7 protein-coding genes and 2 pseudogenes are annotated in these 21,257 nt (G+C 73.9%); 3 read left to right on the plus strand and 6 right to left on the minus strand.

Annotated features, from left to right (window positions below):
* Nucleotides 1-5 precede the first annotated feature (5 nt).
* Nucleotides 6-2,231: a family 43 glycosylhydrolase gene (locus ABZ562_RS15635; RefSeq protein ID WP_361478748.1), complete on the plus strand. Its 2,226-nt coding sequence runs from the start codon at nucleotides 6-8 to the stop codon at nucleotides 2,229-2,231.
* An 87-nt stretch (nucleotides 2,232-2,318) separates the two neighbouring features.
* Nucleotides 2,319-3,744 (plus strand): annotated as a pseudogene (locus ABZ562_RS15640) (glycoside hydrolase family 2 TIM barrel-domain containing protein).
* A gap of 15 nt (nucleotides 3,745-3,759) precedes the next feature.
* Here ABZ562_RS15640 and ABZ562_RS15645 read toward each other — a convergent pair.
* From ABZ562_RS15645 to ABZ562_RS15655, 3 genes and pseudogenes are all read right to left on the minus strand, one after another.
* A complete protein-coding gene (locus ABZ562_RS15645; protein ID WP_361478751.1) occupies nucleotides 3,760-5,214 on the minus strand; it encodes a glyceraldehyde-3-phosphate dehydrogenase in 1,455 nt (484 codons plus the stop codon).
* A gap of 303 nt (nucleotides 5,215-5,517) precedes the next feature.
* Entirely contained in the window at nucleotides 5,518-5,949 is a 432-nt protein-coding gene (locus tag ABZ562_RS15650; RefSeq protein WP_361478892.1) for a M20/M25/M40 family metallo-hydrolase, read from the minus strand.
* Between the two features lie 97 nt (nucleotides 5,950-6,046).
* Nucleotides 6,047-6,523: pseudogene (locus tag ABZ562_RS15655) on the minus strand (M20/M25/M40 family metallo-hydrolase); the annotation flags it as partial.
* Between ABZ562_RS15655 and ABZ562_RS15660 the strand changes: the two are divergent.
* On the plus strand, nucleotides 6,404-6,679 hold the full coding sequence (locus ABZ562_RS15660; protein WP_361478901.1) for a hypothetical protein: 276 nt from the start codon (nucleotides 6,404-6,406) through the stop codon (nucleotides 6,677-6,679). The pseudogene ABZ562_RS15655 and the gene ABZ562_RS15660 overlap by 120 nt on opposite strands.
* 158 nt (nucleotides 6,680-6,837) lie before the next feature.
* Here ABZ562_RS15660 and ABZ562_RS15665 read toward each other — a convergent pair whose 3' ends face one another.
* The 3 genes from ABZ562_RS15665 to ABZ562_RS15675 are packed head-to-tail and all read right to left on the minus strand — an operon-like array spanning nucleotide 6,838 to nucleotide 21,030.
* On the minus strand, nucleotides 6,838-7,404 hold the full coding sequence (locus tag ABZ562_RS15665; protein ID WP_361478754.1) for a cupin domain-containing protein: 567 nt from the start codon (nucleotides 7,402-7,404) through the stop codon (nucleotides 6,838-6,840).
* A gap of 1 nt (nucleotide 7,405) precedes the next feature.
* The gene (locus ABZ562_RS15670) at nucleotides 7,406-9,373 is read right to left on the minus strand and encodes a class I adenylate-forming enzyme family protein (protein ID WP_361478757.1); all 1,968 of its coding nucleotides are present in this window, start codon (nucleotides 9,371-9,373) and stop codon (nucleotides 7,406-7,408) included.
* Nucleotides 9,370-21,030: an amino acid adenylation domain-containing protein gene (locus ABZ562_RS15675; protein ID WP_361478760.1), complete on the minus strand. Its 11,661-nt coding sequence runs from the start codon at nucleotides 21,028-21,030 to the stop codon at nucleotides 9,370-9,372. The genes ABZ562_RS15670 and ABZ562_RS15675 overlap by 4 nt, the downstream gene beginning before the upstream one ends.
* Between the last annotated feature and the right edge of the window lie 227 nt (nucleotides 21,031-21,257).

Raw genomic sequence — 21,257 nt, forward strand, 5'->3', positions numbered from 1 at the left:
GTGTCATGGGTCCCCGCACAACCCGCATGCTCTTCCTGCCGCTGCTCGCCGCCCTGCTCACGCTGGTGACGAGCATCTTCGCCGCTCCGCCCAGCCCCGCGCTGAGCGGAACGCCGTCCGCGGCCCCGCACAAGACGAAGTACGCCGGGTATCTCTTCACCTATTTCACCGGTGAGGGCACCGCCGACGGCGAACAGATACGGATGGCACTCAGCCGGGGCAACGACCCCCTGCACTGGCGGGAGTTGAACGCCGGGAAGCCCGTCCTCACCTCCAGCCTCGGCGAGAAGGGCCTGCGCGACCCCTTCGTCATCCGCTCCCCCGAAGGCGACAAGTTCTATCTCATCGCCACCGATCTGCGGATGTACAAGAACAGCAGCGGCACCTGGGACCAGGTGCAGCGCACCGGCAGCAAGTCGATCATGGTGTGGGAGTCGAAGGACCTCGTCAACTGGACCGACCAGCGCCTCGTCAAGGTCTCCCCGGACACCGCGGGCAACACCTGGGCGCCCGAGGCGTACTACGACGAGAAGCTCGGCGAGTACGTCGTCTTCTGGGCCTCGAAGCTCTACGCCGGGGACGACCCGCAGCACACGGGCTCGACCTACAACAAGATGCTGTACGCGACGACGAAGGACTTCCGCACCTTCAGCGAGCCCAAGGTGTGGAACGACCCCGGCTACTCGGTCATCGACTCCACCGTCATCAAGGACAACGGCTCCTACTACCGCTTCACCAAGGACGAGCGCGACCCGTCCTCAGGTACGCCCTGCTCGAAGTTCATCACGGCCGAGAAGTCCACGTCGCTGACGGACACCTCGTACGACTTCGTCTCCGACTGCATCGGCAAGGGCGCGATCGACCGCGGCGAGGGCCCGACCATCTTCAAGTCGAACACCGAGAACAAGTGGTACCTGTTCATCGACGAGTTCGGCGGCCGTGGCTACATCCCCTTCGAGACCACCGACCTCGCCTCCGGGAAGTGGACCCCGTCCCAGAACTACCAGTTGCCCGCCAGCCCCCGGCACGGCACGGTGCTCCCCGTGACGCAGGCCGAGTACGACCGGCTGCTGCGCATGTACCCCGCCTCCCAGGCCGCGCCCGCCGATGTCACGGCGCAGGGTCAGAAGGGGTACGCGATCGTCACCGAGGCGGCAGCCAAGGCCGTGCTGCCGATGGACCCGAAGGCCGATCTGCGGCGGTTGGCGCCCCGCTTCGCGCTCCCGGCGGGCGCCACCATCAGCCCGCCCTCCGGCACCCGGCGTGACTTCCGCAAGCCCCGGACGTACACCCTGAAGTCCGCCGACGGCACGACCCGTGAGTGGACCGTCGAGGCCGTGCCGATGCGCAGCCCCATCCTGCCCGGGCTGAACGCCGACCCGGACATCTCGTACGCCGACGGCCGCTACTGGATCTACCCCACGACGGACGGCTTCCCCGGCTGGGGCGGGACCAAGTTCACGGCGTACTCCTCGAAGGACCTGGTCCACTGGAAGGACCACGGCGTGATCCTGGACCTCGGTCCGGACGTGAGCTGGGCCGACAAGTACGCCTGGGCGCCCGCGATGGCCGAGCGGAACGGCAAGTACTACTTCTACTTCTGCGCCGAACAGCAGGTCGGTGTCGCGGTCGCCGACTCCCCCGCGGGCCCCTTCAAGGACGCGCTGGGCAAGCCGCTGGTGCCCAAGGGCCAGCTGGAAGGCCAGATGATCGACCCGTCGGTGTTCACCGACGACGACGGCCAGGCCTATCTGTACTGGGGCAACGGCCAGGCGTACGGTGTGCCGCTCAACGACGACATGACGTCCTTCGACTCCTCGAAGATGCGCAAGTTCACCCCGGACAACTTCCGGGAGGGCTCCTTCGTGGTCAAGCGCAAGGGCACCTACTACCTGATGTGGTCCGAGGACGACACCGGCAGTGAGAACTACCACGTCGCCTACGCCACCGGCTCGTCGCCGATGGGGCCGTGGACCAAGCGGGGCACGATCCTCTCCAAGCGGCTCGACTACGGGATCAAGGGGCCCGGCCACCACTCGGTGGTGAACGTCCCCGGCACGGACGAGTGGTACATGGCCTACCACCGGTTCGCCGTCAACGGCCCCGGCAAGGCGGGCGGCGACGGTACGCACCGGGAAACCACCATCGACCGCATGGAGTTCGCAGCCGACGGGACGATCAAGCCGGTGGTGCCGACCCTGGAGTCGATCGACCCGGTCCGCCACCGCTGACGCGGACCTGCGCCGGGCCCCGCGCTCTGACGGGACCCGGCGCACGCTGACCCGATTGCGCCTCACCATCGAGGAGGGGAGATCGCCGTGGCGGTCACCCGGAGATCGTTACTGATCGCAGGCACCGCCGCCCCCGTGGCCGGGGCGCTCGTCACCGCCACCCCGGCATCCGGCGCGGCACCCTCCCGCGCCCTCGGCGGCCGGACCCTTCCGCTCTCCGACGGCTGGCGCTTCGCCCTCGCCACCCCGGACGGGAACGCCGACCCGAGCGGCGACTACGACAACGCCCATGAGCCCGGCCACGACGACTCCGCATGGCGTACGGTCGCCATTCCGCACGACTGGAGCATCGAACGCACACCGACCACCGAGCACGGCACCACGGGCGGCACCGGCTTCCTGCCCGGCGGGCTCGGCTGGTACCGCAAGTCCTTCACACTGCCACCCGGGGCCGCGGGCAAGCGGATCTCCGTCGAGTTCGACGGCGTGTACATGGACGCGTACCGCACCAGCGTCGTCAACGCGTCGGGCGATGAGAAGTCCCTCACCGTCCTCTCCACCCTCAAGGACCCCGACGGCCGCACGGTCACCCACGCCCGCTCCACCCTCACCGTCGGCGCCGACACCACCCGCGACGCCACCCAGGAGATGACCGTCGACTCACCACGGCTGTGGTCCCTCGACATACCCCAGCGCTACACCCTGGAGACCGAGCTACGGACCGGGGACCGGACCACCGACCGCTACCGCACCCCCTTCGGCATCCGCCACGTCACCATCGACCCCGACCACGGCCTCACCCTCAACGGCCAATACACCAAGCTCCAGGGCGTCAATCTCCATCACGACCTGGGGGCGCTCGGCGCCGCGTTCCACGCCGACGCCGCGCTGCGCCAGCTGACCATCATGAAGAGCATGGGCGTCAACGTCCTGCGCACCTCGCACAATCCGCCCGCGCCCGAGGTGGTCGAGGTGTGCGAACGGCTCGGCGTCGTCATGATGGTCGAGGCCTTCGACTGCTGGCGCACCGGCAAGACCGCCCACGACTACGGCCCCGCCACACCGACCTACCCGCTGGCCGACGCCGGCTACTCGGGCTCGCTCACCACGCTGCCGGCCGCCATGCTGGACGGCGATTGGGCCACGGGCTGGTCCAACGCCGTCGCCAAGGCCGCCACATCCCTGCTCCCGGCCTTCAACGGGGCCCCGCGAGAGCGACTGGGTCTCGGTGACCTGGGCCAGGAAACGCCGAGTGCGCCGCGTCGAGGTGTCCTTCACCCTCGACGCGACGCACTCCCTGCCCGCCTCGATCACGGTCTCCGCCTGGGACGGCCGCGACTATGTGCCCGTGTCCGGAGCGAAGGTGGCCTGGGCCACCTCCTCCGACGCCGCGAGCGTCATCACCTTCGACCCGGTGCGCACCCCACGGCTGCGGCTGGACCTAGTGAGCGCGCGCCCCGGGGCCGCGGACGGTGCCCAGCGGATCAGCGCGCTGGAGGTCCCGGACGCGTAGCGGTCGGCTTGCCGATCAGACCACCGGGGCGGGGTAGGTCGGGTACTCCACCCCGGACACGTGCTGGACGACGCGGATGACCTGGCAGGAGTAGCCGAACTCGTTGTCGTACCAGAGGTAGAGGATCGCGTTGTCGCCGTCGACCTTGGTGGCACCGGCGTCGATGATCGAGGCGTGGCGCGAGCCGATGAAGTCGCTCGACACCGCGTCGGGCGCGCTGATGAAGTCGATCTGGCGCTTGAGCGGCGAGGTCAGCGACACATCGCGCAGGTGGTCGAGGACCTCCTCGCGGGTGGTCTCGCGCGCGAGCTGGAGGTTGAGGATCGCGATCGAGACGTTCGGCACCGGGACCCGGATCGAGCTGCCGGTGATCTTCGCCTTGAGGTCGGGCAGCGCCTTGGCGACGGCGGACGCGGCACCGGTCTCGGTGATGACCATGTTGAGCGGCGCCGAGCGGCCACGGCGGTCGGAGTTGTGGTGGTTGTCCAGCAGGTTCTGGTCGTTGGTGAACGAGTGGACGGTTTCCACGTGGCCGCGCAGGACGCCGTACTCGTCCTCCATCGCCTTCAGCGGCGGGACGATGGCGTTGGTGGTGCAGGACGCGCAGGACAGGATCTGCTCGTCCGGCTTGATCGTGTCGTGGTTGACGCCATGGACGATGTTGGGCACGTCACCCTTGCCCGGCGCGGTGAGGACGACCTTGGAAACGCCGGGACGCAGGTGCTTGGACAGGCCCTCGCGGTCGCGCCACTTGCCGGTGTTGTCGATGAGGATGGCGTCCTTGATGCCGTGCGCCGTGTAGTCCACCGACGTCGGATCGTCGGCGTAGATCACCTTGATCTCGTTGCCATTGGCGACGATCTTGCTGTTCGCCTCGTCGACGGTGATCGTGCCCTGGAACTGGCCGTGGATGGAGTCACGGCGCAGCAGCGAGGCGCGCTTGACCAGATCGTCCGCGGCCCGGCTGCCGCCTCCGCGGACGACGATGGCGCGCAGCCGCAGGCCGTTGCCGGACCCGGCCTTCTCGATGAGCAGACGGGCCACGAGCCGCCCGATGCGGCCGAACCCGTAGAGGACGACGTCACGCCCCTCGCGGCGCTCGATCTTGTTGGCACCGGTGGCACCGGCCACGGCCTCGGCCGTGAACTCCTCCACCGACAGACCGCGGTCGTCGGTCTTGTACGTGGCGGCGAGCATGCCGATGTCGATCTGGGACGGGCCGAGATCGAGCGTGGTGAGGGCCTGCAGGAACGGCAGTGTCTCGGTGACCGACAGTTCGTCGCCGGCGATCTGCCGGGCGAACCGGTGGGTCTTGAGGATGCTGACCACCGACTTGTTCACCAGGGAGCGGCTGTGAAGCAGGACGGTGACGTCCCGCTCCCGGTGCAGCTTCCCGATGATCGGGATCATCGACTCCGCGATCTCCTCGCGGGTGTTCCAGTTGGTGAACGAGTCCTCGTTGGCAGTCACAGTTCATCTTTCGAGCTAGGCGGTGCTCATATGGTAACCCGCCTGCACCTTTGATCAGTCCGGTGGTCCCGCCGAGGGCCCCGGGCTCCAGGAGTCGCCGGGGCCGCGCGGTGTCCTGGGGGGTGTCTTCCGGATCATGCCGGGCTCGCCGGCCCTGGCACGCACGCTCGCCGCGTTGTCGTCGTCGCACGCAGCGCCGCTGCGCTCTCCTCCTCCGCCTTGCGATCGCACGCGCCCCCAGCTACCGCTGGGAGGTGCCCCCTGACCCCGCTCCCTGATCCGGCCTGATCCGAAAGACACCCCCTACGCCCCGGCCAGGCGCAGCAGGGTGCCGGTGGTGAGGGCGGTGCGGTCGGGCAGGTCGTCGAGGAGCACGCGCTCGTGCCGGGCGTGCGCGCCGTCGCCCGTGCCGCCCATGCCGCACAGCACCGGGCGGCCGAGGGCGGCCACGAAGTTGGCGTCGCTGCCGCCGCCGACGTGGAGCGGGGCGAGCGGGGCGCGGAGGTGGGCGGGCGCCTCGTCGGCGACGGCGAACAGGCGGTCGGCGGCGGCGTCGGGGCGCATCGGCGGCCGGGACCAGTGGCCCTCGACGGCGATGGCCACCCGTGGGTCGGTGGCGTGCAGCCCGGCCAGGACCCGGTCCATCCGGTCGGTCTCGGCCCGGGTGCTCACGCGGAGGTCGATCAGGCAGGACGCCTCGCCCGCGGCGACGTTGCGCGCGGTGCCGCCGCTGATGCGGCCGACGTTGACCGTCGTCCCGCGGGAGGTCCGCGGCGGCGGTGAGCTGCTGGATGACGTCGGACAGCCCGTGGATGGCGCTGGCGCCCTTGGTAGGGTCCAGACCGGCGTGGGCCTCCATGCCGGTCGCGGTGACGGTGAAGATGCCCACGCCCTTGCGGCCCGTCTTGACGCCCCACTCCCCGCCGGGTTCCAGGACGAGCGTGGCGTTCGCGTCGTCGGTCGCCCGTTCGATGTACGGCCGGGACGTGACGCTGCCCATCTCCTCGTCGCCGTTGAACACGAAGCGCACGGTGGGCCGGGGCAGCCCGAGTTCGCGCAGGGCGCGCAGGGCCCAGATTCCCTGGGCCAGACCTGCCTTCATGTCGAAGACGCCGGGGCCGCCGGCCCGGCCGCCGTCGACGGTGAACGGCCACCCGGCGAGGGTCCCGGCCGGCCAGACGGTGTCGTAGTGGCCGACGACGGTGACCAGGGTGCCGGGGGCGCCCGCGTACTCGGCCTCGATGACGTCGCCGAGGTCCGGGTTCCGGTGACGTACCGTACGGCTCGGCGGGCCCAGCCGCTCGGCCAGCAGCTCCTCGAGCAGGCCGGCGGTGGCGTCGAGCGGCTCCTTGTCGTCGCTGGGCGACTCCTGCTCGACCAGGCGCCGCAGGTCGGCGAGTTGCGCGTCCTGGTGGCGCTGGTCGCGGCACCAGGAGGCGATCCGGGGCAGGTCGTCCACGGGTGAGGGCTTCCTCCGCCACGGATGAGGCCGGAGCGGGCCCCGATGCCCGGCCCGCCGGGCGCGGCGGGCCGGGAGGGCCTGCTCCGTCCTCTTCCCGGTCAGCTCCTTGTCATGGGCCTCCCCGCCGTACGGCGGGGAGGCCCAGGCCGGCCATTCGCTGCCTAACCGTTCTCGCCGGGCATGCCCGCACACGCCCGGCAGGGACAGTGCGGACAGCCCACGGAGTGCAGGAAGCGCGGCGGACCGGCCGTACACAGGCAGAGCATGCAGGTCAGCTCGCCGTCGTCGGCGACCACTTCCTCGTACGCCACCGGAGTCATCCGGTCGTCCGCGCCGATCCGCTTGTGCGGCGCGCCGACGGCGAGGATCAGATGGTCGGTGATCGCGCCGACCGCGTGCGGGATGCCGCCTTCGATCAGCAGGGTCTGCCCGGCCTGGGTCTCATGGATGCGGCCGTCGTAGGTGATGGTGCCGATACCGGCCACCACGGTCAGGATGTGGTGGCCGGGGTGGGTGTGCGGGACGAACCCGGCGCCCGCGGGCAGCCGGATCAGGTCGGCGCCGATGGCTCCGTTGGTCACCAGTTCGCGCCCGCTGGCGTTCGACGTGCCGTGCACCGGGACCGGCAGCGGGGCGTGCTCCACGTGCAGTCCGGTGTGGTCGGGGCGTATCGACTTCTGCGCCCATGTGGCGATGTTCAGCGCGGACTTGGTGTCCTGCTCCTGCATGTCACTCCCTCGGTTGTGATTCCCATACGACGCCGCCCAGGTCGTGGCGGCCGGATCGCAGCGCGGAGAAGCCCACCGCGGCCGAGGGGCCGGTGCGCGACCGCCCCGCCCAGGTCCAGCGGTCGGCACGGGCTGTCCCGTGGTCGTCCGCGAGACAGCGCCACAGGTAGTCGAGCGCCCATGGCACGCCGTCGGTGGTGGCGGCCGGGGCATGGGGCAGCAGCCGCAGCCCGCCGTCCCCGGACTCCCACCACGTGCCGAACCGCGGTGCGTCCGATATCTCGGGTGCGATGCCTTCGGTGGCGCAGATGTCGGCGGCGAGGGCGGCGTATTCCGTCAGGGGCCACTGGGACCGCAGCCGCTCGCGCCACCGCGCCTTCTCGGCTTCCGGCAGCGGCTCCCACAGCCCGTGTGCGCGCATGTGGTCGCGCAGGAAGTCGAAGGCGGCGAAGACGGGCTCCTCACCGGTGGGGACCAGCTCGTACACGGCGTACGGCGCGATCGCGCGCAGCGCGCGGTGCAGATCGCCCGAGGGCAGGTCCGGGGAGGGTGCGGGGCCGGTGCCGAGCAGGGTGCGGGCGGTGACGGCGGCGTAGCGCAGCAGCCGTTCGTAGCGGACGGCGGAGATCCGCCGCACGGCCAGGGTGCGGCCCATCGCGGTGCGCTGCGGTTTGCCGGTGGCGGTGGCGAGGAAGCCGCCCCACCGGACGGCGGCGGGGCGCACGGCGGCCCGCTCGCACACGGTGCGCACCGCGTCGAGGGTGCCGGCGGGAGGGCCGTCGGTGACGAGGCCGGTCTCATGGCCGAGGGCGGCCTCGGCCACGGGGACGGCGGCGAACCGGCCGCGCAGGCCCGCGTCGTGCCAGGTGCGCTCCACGTCCAGCGGGTAGTGCTTCTCGCCGCCCCGGTCGATGCGCTCCTTGGCGCGGCCCCTGAGCACGAGCAGGCCGTCGCGCAGCTCTCCGAGGTCGCCGGTGCGCAGCCAGCCGCCGGGGGCGAAGGCCTGGGCGGTGGCGGCCGGGTCGCGCCAGTAGCCGTTCATCATGTCCGGCGTTCTGATCCACACCTCGCCGGATTCGAGCCGCACCTCGGTGTCGGGCAGCGGGAGTCCGACCGGCGGGAAGCGGTCGAGGTACTGGGCCGTGAAGTCCTCGCCGGTCAGCTGGGGCATGGTGAGGCTGAAGTTGACCGCTTCGGTGAGCCCGTAGCCCTGGCGGAGCCTGGGCCCGTAGCGCTGGTGGAAGCGCCGGGCGAGGTCGCCGGTGAGCGGGGCGGCCGCGGTGATCAGATAGTCCAGGCCGTCCGGCCAGGCGGGTGCGGCCTCCACCAGCTCCGTGAGGAGGGCGGGGACGATCGAGGCGGTGCGGGCGCCACCCGCCGCGAGGTCGCGCAGATAGCGTTCGGGGTCGAAGGCGGTGTGCAGGATCAGCGGGGTGTGCGTGATGTGGGCACCGATGAGCGACATCACGAGCGCGTTGCAGTGGTACAGCGGCAGGCAGGTGCCGTGCGGGCGGTCGGGGGCGAAGCGGTGCAGCCGCGCCGTCTTGGCGGCGTTGCCGAGGACGGCGCGGCGGCTGAGCATCACGCCCTTGGGGACGCCGGTGGAGCCGGAGGTGAACATGATGAACGCCAGCTCCGCCGCGCCGGGATCGGGCTCGGCGGGCGCCCCGGGGAGGATCCGCAGTCCGATCGGGTGCGCGTGGTCGGCTGGGGTGTCGATGACGGCCGAGGCGTCCACGCGCCGCACGGTGGCGGCCAGCTCCGCGTCGGAGGTGCGCGGGTGTTGCGGCACGGCGACGAGCCGCAGGTCGAAGCAGGTGAGCAGGGCCCCGGCCAGGGGTGCGCCGTGCGGGAGCCGGATGACGACGCGGGCGCCTGCCGGAAGGGTGTCCAGGCCCAGCAGCTCCGCGCGGAAGCGTTGCGCCAGTTCTGTCGTGTCCAGCGGGGCGCGCTGCGCCACGGATGTCATGGGTTCTCCGTCCCTCGGGCGGTGCGGGTGATCCGGTTCTGGCGGTCGTGGCGCCGCAGTTCTTCGGTGAGGATCCGGCCGAAGTCGCCGATGTGCCGGCGCTGCATGATCCGCTCGTGGTCGCCGGCCACTTCGTGGAGCGTGAGCGCGCCGGTGACCAGCGGGCGCCACGCCTTCTCCAGCGCCGTGCGGTTTCCGGCCCCGGCCACGTGGACGGCGTCGCCGTCCAGGACGGGGGGCCGGTAGCCGCGCAGCAGCCGGGCGTTGTTCTTCGCCACCGCGACGATGCGGCCGATGTCGTCTTCGGTGAGGGTCGACAGCGCGCTGCCCTCGGTGCGGAGCAGGGCGGTGACGGCGGCGAAGTCCAGCCCGCCGGGCGGGAAGCGGCGCTCGTCGTGTCCCGCGGCGGTCACCAGGATGCGGTGGATCCGTTCCTCGTCGATGTGTTCACCGGCGCCGTCCCCGTCGCCCCCGTCGTCGCCGGGTGGCAGGGTGTCGACGACGCACACCAGCCCCGGCGCGACGCCCAGCTCCCGCAGCCGCACGGCCATGGCGTGGACGACGAGCCCGCCGAAGGACCAGCCGATCAGGTGGTACGGGCCGTGCGGGCGTACCGACCGCAGCTCGTCCACGTACCGCGCGGCCATCTCCTCGACGCTGGACGGCAGTGCGCGGACGCCACCGGGGCCCTCGCCCCGGAACGCGTAGAGCGGATGGGCGCGGTCGAGGTGGTGCAGCAGCCCGGCGTACAGCCAGCCGATGCCGCTCAGGGGGTGCACACAGAACACCGGCGCCGCCTCGCCGGTGGCGCGGTACGCGATGAGGTGGCCCCGGGTGGTGGGGGTGCCGTCGTCGAGGCGCGCGGCGAGCGTGGCCGGGGTGGCCGCCTCGAACAGGTCGCGGACGGTGGGCCGCAGACCCAGTACGTCACGGATGCGGGTGACGAGCCGGGTGGCGCTCAGCGAGTGGCCGCCCAGGGCGAAGAAGCTGTCCGTGGCGCCGACCCGGGGCACGCCCAGCACCTCGGCGAACAGCCGGCACAGCGTCTCCTCCCGCAGCGTGCCCGGCGCCCGGCCACCGGTGCCGCTCCCCCAGTCCGGCTCGGGCAGCGCACGCCGGTCCACCTTGCCGTTGCGGGTCAGCGGGAGGCGGTCGAGCGGGTGGAGGCGGGCCGGGAGCATATAGCCGGGCAGCCGCGCGGCCAGGTGGTCCCGTACGGAGTCGAGGTCGGCCCGGGACGGGTGGCCCACGACGTACCCGACCAGCCGACGCTCGTCCGGGCCCACGTCCCACACCGCCGCGGCGGCGGCCCGCACCCGGGGATGCGTGGCCAACGCCGCTTCGACCTCGCCGAGTTCGACGCGGTGGCCGCGCAGTTTGATCTGGTCGTCGTCGCGGCCGTGGAAGCGCAGCGTGCCATCGGCCCGCCACGAGGCCAGGTCGCCGGTGCGGTACATGAGGGCGCCGGGCGGGCCGAAGGGGTCGGGGACGAAGCGCCGCGCCGTGAGCGACGGGCGGTGCAGATAGCCGTGGGCGAGGCCGGCGCCCGCCAGATACAGATCGCCGATGGCGCCGGGCGGCACGGGCCGCAGCCGGGGGCCCAGGACGTACGCGCGCGTGTTGGCGACGGGCCGGCCCAGCGGCACTCCGGGCTCCTGGGGGCCGTCGACCGGGTGGCAGGCGGACCAGACGGTGGTCTCGGTGGGGCCGTAGTAGGCGAACAGGCGGCAGCCGAGGCCGGTGAGGGTTTCGGCGAGCGGGCCGGGGACGGCCTCGCCGCCGATCACCGCGCGCATGCCGCGCAGCACACCCGGCCGCCGGTCGGCCAGGATCCGCCAGCGCGAGGGGGTGGCCTGCATGACGGTGACGCGGTGCCGGGCCAGGAGGGCGAGCAGGGCGTCCGGGTCGCGGAGCGTGGCGGCGTCGGCGACCACCGTGGCGGCGCCGGTGACGGGGCCGAGGAACAGCTCGGGCACCGACATGTCGAAGTTGGCGGGTGCGGCGGCGAGGACGCGGTCGCCTTCGTGGACACCGAGGCGGTGGCGCATGGTCGCCAGCAGGTTCGCCAGCGCGGCGTGCGGGACGACGACGGCCTTCGGGTGGCCGGTGGAGCCGGAGGTGTGGATCGCGTACGCGGCGTCGCCGGGCAGCAGGGCCGGACCGGGTGGGGTGGCGGCCGGTCCGGCGGTGAGCGTCCACGGCTGACCGCCGGTGTCGCCCGTGCCGCCGGTGCCGCCGGTGTCCGGGGCGCGCAGGACGAGGGCGGGGCGGGCGTCGGCGAGCAGGGCGGCGATCCGGTCGGGCGGCAGCTCGGGGTCGAACGGCAGATACGCGGCCCCGGTGGACAGCACGGCCAGGCACGCCGTGATCAGGGCCGTGTCGCGCGGCAGCCCGACGGCGACCAGCCGGCCCGGGCCCGCGCCGCGCGCCCGTAGCGTCCGGGCCAGGTCCGCGACCCGTTCGGCGAGCTGCCGGAAGTCCAGCGTCTCCGTGGCCCCGATCACGGCGGGCGCGTGCGGGGTACGGCGGGCCCGGGCGGCGAACAGCTCGGCCACGCCCGCCCCTGGAACGTCCTCCACGGTGTCGTTCCAGGTGGTGACGGTCCGTCGCTCCTCGTCCTCCGTGAGCAGCGGCAGGTCCGCGACGGCCCGGCCGGGGTCGGCCACGGCGGCGCGCAGCAGTCGGGCCAGCCGCTCGTTCAGCGCGTCCGCCGTGCTCGGGGTGAACAGGTCGGCGTTGAACTCCAGCACCCCGGCCACGCCCGCGGGCGCGCCCGTCGCGTCGTACTCCTGCCGCAGGCTCCACAGCAGGTCCAGCCGGGCCCGGTCGCCGTGCACCGGCACCGGCCGCGCGGTGATCCCGGGCAGGTCGAGGTCGGCGGGAGGCGTGTCCTGGAAGGCCAGCATCACCTGGAAGACGGGGTGGTGGGCGGTGGACCGCGGCGGGTTGAGGATCTCCACCAGCCGCTCGAACGGCAGCTCCTGGTGGTCGAAGGCGTCCAGGTCGGCCGTGCGCACCCGGCGCAGCAGCTCGGCGAAGGTCGGCGTGCCGGACAGGTCGGTGCGCAGCACCAGCGTGTTGACGAAGCTGCCGACGGTGTCGTGCAGCGCCGCGTCGTGGCGGCCTGCGACCGGGGTGCCGACCGGGATGTCCTCGCCCGCGCCGAGCCCGGACAGCAGGGCGGCGATCGCGGCGTGCAGCACCATGAACACACTCGCGCCGTGCGCGTGGGCGAGGTCGGCGAGCCCCCGGTGCAGTGCGGCGTCCAGGGTCACCGGGACGGTGCCGCCGCGGTGCGAGAGGGCGGGCGGGCGCGGATGGTCGGCGGGCAGGGGCAGCACCTGCGGGATGCCGCTCAGGGCACGCGTCCAGTACGCGACGTCGTCGTCGGTGGGCAGGTCCCGCTGCCAGAGGGTGAAGTCCGCGTACTGCGCGGGCAGCGGCTCCCACCGCGGGGCGTGCCCCGCGACCCTGGCCCGGTAGGCGGCCGAGAGGTCGCGGGTGAGCGGGGCCAGTGACCAGCCGTCGGCCGCGATGTGGTGGAGCAGCAGCATCAGGACGTGTCGGTGGGGCCCCAGCCCGTACAGCGTGGCCCGCAGGGGCGGTCCGGCGGTCAGGTCGAAGGGGCGGGCGGCGTCGCCGGCGAGCCGCCCGGCCAGGTCCGCCTCGACTGCCCCGTCCAGCTCCGCCGTCTCCAAGGGCGGCGCGGCGGGGGTCGTCGGGCGCTGCCGGGGTTCGCCGTCGTGGACGTCCACGACGGTGCGCAGGATCTCGTGCCGGGTCATCACGTCCAGGAGGGCGGCGCGCAGCGCCTCGGTGTCCAGCGGTCCGTCGAGCGCCACGGCGAAGGGCATGTGGTACGTCGGGCCCGCGTCCTCGAACTGGTGGAGGAACCACAGGCGGGCCTGGGCGTACGACAGCGGTACGCGGTCCGGGCGGGGGCCGGGGCGCAGCGGCGGCCGGGCCGCCCCGGGCGAGGGGGTGACGCGCGGGGCGAGCGCGGCGACGGTGGGCGCGTCGAACAGCGTGCGGATGCCGAGGTCGGCGCCGAGGCCCGCGCGGATCTTGTTGATGAGCTGGGTGGCCAGCAGCGAGTGGCCGCCGAGGTCGAAGAAGCCGTCGTCCACGCCGACTTCGGGCACGCCGAGCGTGTCGGCGAAGGCGCGGCACAGGAACCGCTCCACGTCGGTGGCGGGCGCCCGCCCGGCCCCGGCCCGCAGGCCCTCGGTGGGGGCGGGCAGGGCGTGCCGGTCGAGTTTGCCGTTGCGGGTCAGCGGCAGCCGGGCGATCGGCACCACGAAACCGGGCACCATGTAGCCGGGCAGGTGGGCGGCCATGTGGTGGCGCAGCGCGGCGGGGTCGAGTGGGGTGTCCTCCGCCGCGGGCACGGCGTACGCCACGAGCCGGGCGCCGCTGTTCTCGGCGGGCAGGGCGAGGACGGCGGCCCGGGCGACATCGGGGTGACGCTCCAGGACGGCCTCGATCTCGCCCGGTTCGATCCGGAAACCGCGGATCTTCACCTGGTGGTCGGTGCGGCCCAGGTACTCCAGCGTGCCGTCCGGCCACCGCCGCGCCAGATCTCCCGAACGGTACATCCGGGCGCCGGGCGGGCCGAAGGGGTCGGCCACGAAGCGGGTCGCGGTCAGCGCCGGGCGGCCGAGGTAGCCGCGCGCCACGCCGGGGCCGGAGAGGTGGATCTCGCCGGGGCAGCCGGGCGGTACGGGCCGCAGCGCGTGGTCGAGCAGATGAAGCCGCAGGTCGGCGAGCGGTTCCCCGATGGCGCCGCGGGTGTCGGCCGGGTCGGTCAGCTCGGCGTACGTGGAGTGCACGGTGGTCTCGGTGATGCCGTACATGTTCACGAGCCGGGGGCTGCCGGGCGCGCCGGGGCCCTCGGGGTACCAGGCGCGGACGCGGCGCGGGTCCAGGGCCTCTCCGGCGAAGACCACGACGCGCAGCGCGTGTCCCGGCGGCGCGCCGGTCTCCCGCTCCATGCCGGCGGCCGCCTCGGCGAGTTGGTAGAACGCCGACGGCGTCTGGCACAGGGCGGTGACCCGCTCGCGGACCAGCAACCGCCACAGGTCGCGCGGCGACCGGCTGACCGTGTGCGGTACGACGACGAGCCGCCCGCCACGGCCGAGGGCCGCCCACAGCTCCCATACGGACACGTCGAAGGCGTACGAGTGGAACAGGGCGTGCACATCGCCCGGCCCGAAGCCGAAGCGCTCATCGGTGGTGTCCAGCAGCCGTACGACGTTGTCGTGCGTGACCACGACGCCCTTGGGGGTGCCGGTCGAACCGGAGGTGTGGATCACGTACGCGGTGGTGCGCGGGTCGGTGCACCGGCCGGGGTCACCGGCCGGGCCCGTGGCCAGGGCGGCGGCCACCTCCGGGTCGTCCAGCAGCAACCGGTCCCGGACGGGCGGCAGCAGGGCCGCGGTACCGGCCGTGCCGACGGCCAGGGGCGGGTCCGCCTCGCCCAGCACCTGGCGGACGCGCTCGGGCGGGGTGGCCGGGTCCAGCGGCAGATAGCCGGCGCCGGACTTGAGCACGGCGAGGACCGCGGTCACCAGGCCCGCGCCGCGCGGCAGGGCGAGGGCGACGAGCCGGCCGGGGCCCGCGCCGCGGGCCATGAGCAGCCGGGCGAGGCGGTTCGCCCGCTCGTTCACCTGCCGGTAGGTGAGGGTGTGTTCGCCGTCGGTCAGCGCGGGGGCGTCGGGTCGCGCCGCCGCCTGTGCCTCGAACAGCGCGGGCAGGGTGGGGCGGGCCGGTGCCGGATCGGTGACCGGATGCCGGGGTGTCCGCTCGTCCGGCAGCAGCAGGCCGATGTCGGCGAGCCGGGCGCCGGGCGCGGCGGCGATACGGCGCAGCAGCGCGCCGAACCGGTCGAGGAGCCGCCGGGCGGTGTCCCCGTCCAGGACCGTGGTGCGGTGGTCGAGCTGGAGCCGCAGCCGCTCCTGGTCGCCGGGCAGGACGGCGAGCGTCAGCGGGTAGTGCGTGCTGTCCAGCACCCGCAGCCCGCTGATCTCGATGCCGGGCGCGACGTCCCGCAGGGCGCCGGCGTCGAGGGGGTAGTTCTCGAACACGACCAGGGTGTCGAACAGTTCCCCGTATCCGGCGAGGCGCTGCAGCCGGGTGAGGTCGGCGTGCTGGTGCTCGACGACGGCGAGCTGCTGGTCGCGCAGCGCGCGCAGCGTCTCCTCGACGGTGCGGGAGGGGTCGAGGCGGACCCGGACCGGGATGGTGTTGATCAGCAGGCCGACGATGTTCTCCACGCCGGGCAGCTCGGGCGGGCGGCCGGAGACCGTGGTGCCGAACACCACGTCGTCGCGGCCGGTGTGGGCGCCCAGCAGCATCGCCCAGCCCAGCCGCACGAGCGTGCTGACGGTCAGCCCGTGCGCGCGGGCCGCCCGCCGCAGCGCGCCCGTCGCGTCGGCGTCCAGCTCGGCGTGGAGGCGGGCGTGGCCGGTGGTGCCGGTGGTGTCCCGGTCGGCGGTCCGGCTCCGGTCCCCGGCGATCAGGGTGGGGCCGTCCAGGCCGGACAGCACGGCGCGCCACGCGGCCTCGTCGGCGTCGGCGTCGCGGCCGCCGAGCCAGTCCAGGAAGGTGCGGTACGGAGTGACGGCGGGCGGCGTCCCGCCCGCGTAGAGGGTGAACAGCTCCCGTACGGCGATGGGCCAGGACCAGCCGTCCAGCAGGATGTGGTGTGCCGTCAGCACGAGCACGTGCCGGCGCGGTGTGCCGGTGCGCAGCAGGGTCGCGCGCAGCGCCGGGGGCCGGGCCAGGTCGAACCGCAGCCGCCGGTCCCGGTCGAGGAAGGCCGCCTCTTCCCGGGCCGACGCCACCCGTTCCTCCCGCCACGCGACGTCGATCCGCTCCGGCCACACCTGCACGGGCCGTCCGTCGGAGTCCGGCCGGAACCCGGCGGCCAGGTTCGGGTGCCTGCGCAGCAGCGCGTGCACGGCCTCCCGCAGGGCGGTGACGTCGAGCGCGCCGGTCAGCTCGAAGACGAACTGGACCAGATACGGGTCGGCGCCGCCGCTCTCGCCGTGCTCGTACTGCGAGTGGAACAGCAGCCCCTGGGCGAGGGGCGGCAGCGGCAGCACCTGGCCCCCGGGCTCGGCCACGGGTGCCGGGGGCGGGCCGTCCGCGTGGGCGGCCAGGGCGGTGAGGTGGGTGAACCAGCGGTCGGCCAGGGATGCCAGGCGGGCGTCGTCCAGCACCTTTCCGGCCCAGGACCACATGGCGGTGAGCCGGGGGCCTTCGGGGTGGTCGGCGATCACGGCGTCGAGTTCGATGGCGTGCGCCAGCGGCAGGTCGCGCGGCGCGCTGGACGCGAGGACGCCGTCCCGCTGGCTCCAGTCGCGCTCGCCGCCCGCGTCGAAGCGGCCGAGGTAGTTGAAGGCGATCGGCGGCGGGGCGGGGGCGGCCAGCCGGGCGGCGGTCCGCGGGTTGAGGTGGCGCAGCAGTCCGTGGCCGAGGCCGTGGGCGGGTACGGCGCTCAGTGCCGTACGGACCTGGTCCACGGCGCGGTCCCAGGGCGTGTCCCCGTCACCGGCGTCGAGCAGGGCGGGGTGGAGGGTGGTGAACCAGCCGACCGTGCGGGACAGTTCGAGGCCGTCGGCGAACTCCTCCCGGCCGTGGCCCTCCAGCTCCAGGCCGACGGCCGAGCCGCCGCTCCCCCGCCACTCCGCCACCGCCCGGACGAACGCGGTCAGCAGCAGGTCGTTGAGCGAGGCGCCGAAGGCGGCGGGGGCCCGCTCGGTCAGGGCCGCGGTGACGGCGGCCGGGAGGGTACGGGTGTGCCGCCGTCGCGTGGCCTCGGTGTCGCGCGCCGGATCCAGCCGCAGATCCGCCGCGAGGCGGCCCGCCGCGTCGGCGACCCGGGTCCAGTACGGGAGTTCGGCCAGCACCGGGGCGTCCTGCGCGTGGGCCGCGAGCGCGCGGCTCCACGCCGCGAAGGAGGTGCCGTCCGGTGGCGCCGTGGGGGCCCGGCCGTCCCGTACCGCGCACCAGGCGTCCCGCAGGTCGTCGAGGAGCACGCGCCACGACACCCCGTCGACGGCGAGGTGGTGCACGGCGAGGACGAGGGTGCCGGGCCGGTCCGCCCCGACGTCGAACCACTCCGCGTGCACCACGCGCCCCGCCGTGGGGTCCAGCCGCTCCCGGGCCCGCGCGGCGCGCTCCCGTACGAGGGCCCGCAGCGCGTCCCCGTCCAGCCGGCCCACGTCGTGCCGGACCAGGCCGGGCCGCCCATGGGCTTCGGTGCGAAGCTCCCAGGCGGAGCCGCGTGGGGTCAGCCGGAGGCGCAGCATGGCGTGGCGGTCGAGCAGCGCCTGGAGGAGGCCGCGCAGCCCCGGGGTGTCCAGCCCGGCGGGGGTGCGCAGGCTCACCGACTGCGCGAACCCGGCCACGGGGCCGCCGCGCCTCCGCAGCCAGTGCATCACCGGAGTCGGCTCCACCGTCGGGTCGTCGTCGGCGGTGTCGGTGCCGCTCGGCGGGACACTCGGCGGGGCGGAACGGTCTGCCAGCGTGGCGGCCAGCGCGGCGACCGTGGGGTGGCGGAAGACGTCCTGGGAGGTGAGCGGGAGGCCCGCCCGCCTGGCCCGGCTGACCAGGTGGATCGCCAGGATGCTGTCGCCGCCCAGGGTGAAGAAGCCGGTCTCCGGCGGGATGTCCTGCTCGCCCAGCACCTCGCGGAACAGCGCGGTGAGCGTGTCCTCGGCGGGCGTACGGGGCCGCCGGTCCGCGTCGCCGCCGCCGCCGTGCGTGCCGTCGCGTCGCGGGGTGGGCGGCGCGGGCAGCGCGGCGCGGTCGAGCTTGCCGTTGCGGGTGAGGGGGAGCCGTTCGACGGGGACGATCGCCGAGGGCACCATGAACGCCGGAAGGTGCTCGGCGGCGTGGCGCTTCAACTCGTCCACGCCGACCGCATGGGTGACGACGTACGACACGAGCCCGCGCTCGCCGGGCCGGTCCTCGCGGAGCACGGTGGCGGCCCGGGTCACGTCGGGGTGGCGGCAGAGCGCGGCGTCGATCTCGCCGGGTTCGACGCGGTAGCCGCGCAGTTTGACCTGACTGTCGGCGCGGCCCGCGAAGTCGAGGGTCCGGTCCGGGTTCCAGCGGGCGAGGTCTCCGGTGCGGTACATCCGGGCGCCGGGCGGGCCGAACGGGCAGGCCACGAAGCGCTCCGCGGTCCGGCGCGGCGCGCCGAGATAGCCGCGGGCGAGCCCGGTGCCGGAGAGGTAGACCTCTCCGGTGACGCCGGGCGGGACGGGGCGCAGCGCGTCGTCGAGGAGGTGCACCCCGGTGCCGTCGAGCGGGCCGCCGATGGGCACCGACGCGGTGTGCTCGGGGAGGTGGTCCACCGGGTGCCGGGTGGCGAAGACGGTGGTCTCGGTGGGTCCGTAGCCGTTGACGACGGCGGGGGCCCGGTGCGCGGCGCGGACGCGCCGTACGGCCTCGGGCGCGACCACGTCGCCGCCGGTCCACACCTGGCGGACGCCGGAAAGGCACCCCGGGTCCTCCTCGGCGAGCGCCGCGAACAGACCGGCCGTCAGCCACAGCCCGGTGACGCGGTGCGCGGCGATGACCTCGCCCAGCACGCCGAGGTCCGTACGGCCCGGTGGGGCGATGACGATCTCTCCGCCGGTGAGCAGCGGCACCCACAGCTCCAGGGTGAGCGCGTCGAAGGCGTGTGGGGAGTGCAGCAGCACCCGCTCCGCGCCGCCTTCGCTCCACCAGCGGTCGGAGGCGAGCCGAACGAGGTTGCCGTGGGTGATCGCGACGCCCTTCGGGGCGCCGGTCGAGCCCGAGGTGTACATCACGCACGCGAGGTGGTCCGGGTGGACGGTCGGCGGCTGATACGGCGGGGTGGACGGCTCGTCGCCGACGACGAGGGTGTGGTGCCCCCGGTCGCGGAACCACGCGGCGATGTCGTCGTCGCGGGTCGTGGTGTCGGTGATCAGGAACCGTGCCCCGGCTCCGGCGGCGATCGCGGCCAGGCGGCTGGGGCCGTCCGCGCGGTGCAGGGGCAGATACGCGGCGCCCGCCTTGACCACGCCCAGTACGGCGACGACGAGATCGGGCGAGCGCTCGAGGAGGAGGCCCACCGGCGTCTCGGCGGTGACGCCCGCCGCGGTCAGCCGGGCCGCGAGGGCGGTGGCGCGGGCGTCGAGCTGACGGTAGGTGAGCCGCTCGCCGGTGGCGGCCGAGCGCACGGCGAACGCCTCGGGGGTGGCGGCGGCATGGTCCTGGAACCGGGCGAGCGCCGTGCGCGCCGGTCCGGTGTGCCGCTGTGGCCGCCCGCTGCCCGCCACCCCGATCCGGTCGCGCTCGGCGGCCGAGGTGACGGCGTAACGCGCCACCGGGGTCCGGCCCGGGCGGGTGGCGGCCTGGCGCAGCACGCGCAGGAAGCGGTCGGCGGCGTCGCGCAGCAACTCCGGGGAGTGGTTGGCCGGGTTGGCGTCGGCGTCGATGGTGAGCGGGCCGTCGCCACGGTCGTACGCCACCAGGGACAGGTCCTCCGAGGGCGGCGCCTGGACGTTGTGCACGGTGGCGGTGGCGGGCCCGAAGCGCAGCCCGTAGGCGAAGCGCTGGATGTTGAGGACGGGCCCGAAGAAGCGCCGCCCGTCCTGGGGGTAGCCCAGGTCGCGGCGCAGTTGCTCGCCCCGGTAGCGCTGGTGCCGCTGGACGCGGGCGATCGCCTCGTCGGCCCGGGCCGCCAGGTCGGTGAAGGGGGCGGCGGGGTCGACGGACAGGCGCAGCGGCAGCACGTTGGCCGCCATGCCGGGCACCTGCCGGCTCCGCTCGCTGACCCGCCCGGTGACCGGCAGGCTGAGGACGATGTCCCGGCTGCCGGTCATCGCGTGGACGAAGACGGCGGTCGCCGCGATGACGAGCCGCGACCAGCGCTGCCCCATGTCCCGTGCGGCCGAGCGCAGTCGGGCGAATTCCGCTTCGGGCAGGGTGCTGGTCAGCCGCAGCGACGCGGCCGGCACCGGGGCGGGGCGCGGGGCCAGGCTGAGGAACCCCGGATGGCCTTCCATATGGTCGAGCCACCACCGCCGGTCGGCCTTCCAGTGCGGTGAGGCGCGGTAGGCGCGGTCCTCGTCGAGGACGGCCCGGAGCGGACTCCAGCCGGTCCCCGGTATCGGGCCGCCGTCGAGCAGGCTGCCGTAGAGGTCGGCGACGCGGCGCGAGAAGAGCGTCATGCCGAAGCCGTCGAGGACGATGTGGTGCACCCGCGTGAACAGCAGATGGCGGTGGTCGGCGACGCGCAGGACCGCGCCGTCGAACAGCTCGCCCTCGGACAGGTCGACGGGCCGGGACAGCTCCTCGCGCATCCAGTCCAGGGCCGTCGCGCACGGGTCGGGCTCGTGCCGCAGGTCGCGCACCGGAAGGGGGACGGAGCGCGGGCGGGCCACACGCTGGACCGGCCGCCCGTCGGGCGCCTCGGTGAAGCGGACGTGGAGGGCTTCGGTCTCGCGCACGGCCTGCCGGACGGCGGCCACGAGGACGTCGGTGTCGAGCGGGCCGGTGATGTCGGTGTACTCGCCCCAGAGGTAGGGCGAGGTCAGGTCGGGCCGGGACCGCTCGGCCAGCCACACGCCCGACTGCGCCTCGGAAAGGGGGAGTTCGGTGCCGGTTTCGTCCAGGGCCATGAGATTCCCGCCCGGCCGCCGTGTGGACGACCTCAACGTCGAAGTGGCTTCGCAGGGCGATGTGCGTCAGTCGTCGGGGTGTGCGGGCACGGGGCCGCTCGGCGGTGGTCCGATCTTGTCCGGTTCACCGGAAGACTAACAGGCCAGTAAAGGCATCGCAAAGAGATGGCAATGAATAGGATCATCACTCCGCATCGCCGGAGCGCGTCCCAACCCGGCGGAACCAG

The organism is Streptomyces sp. NPDC019937 (assembly GCF_040631655.1).
In the GTDB taxonomy this organism is placed as follows: domain Bacteria; phylum Actinomycetota; class Actinomycetes; order Streptomycetales; family Streptomycetaceae; genus Streptomyces.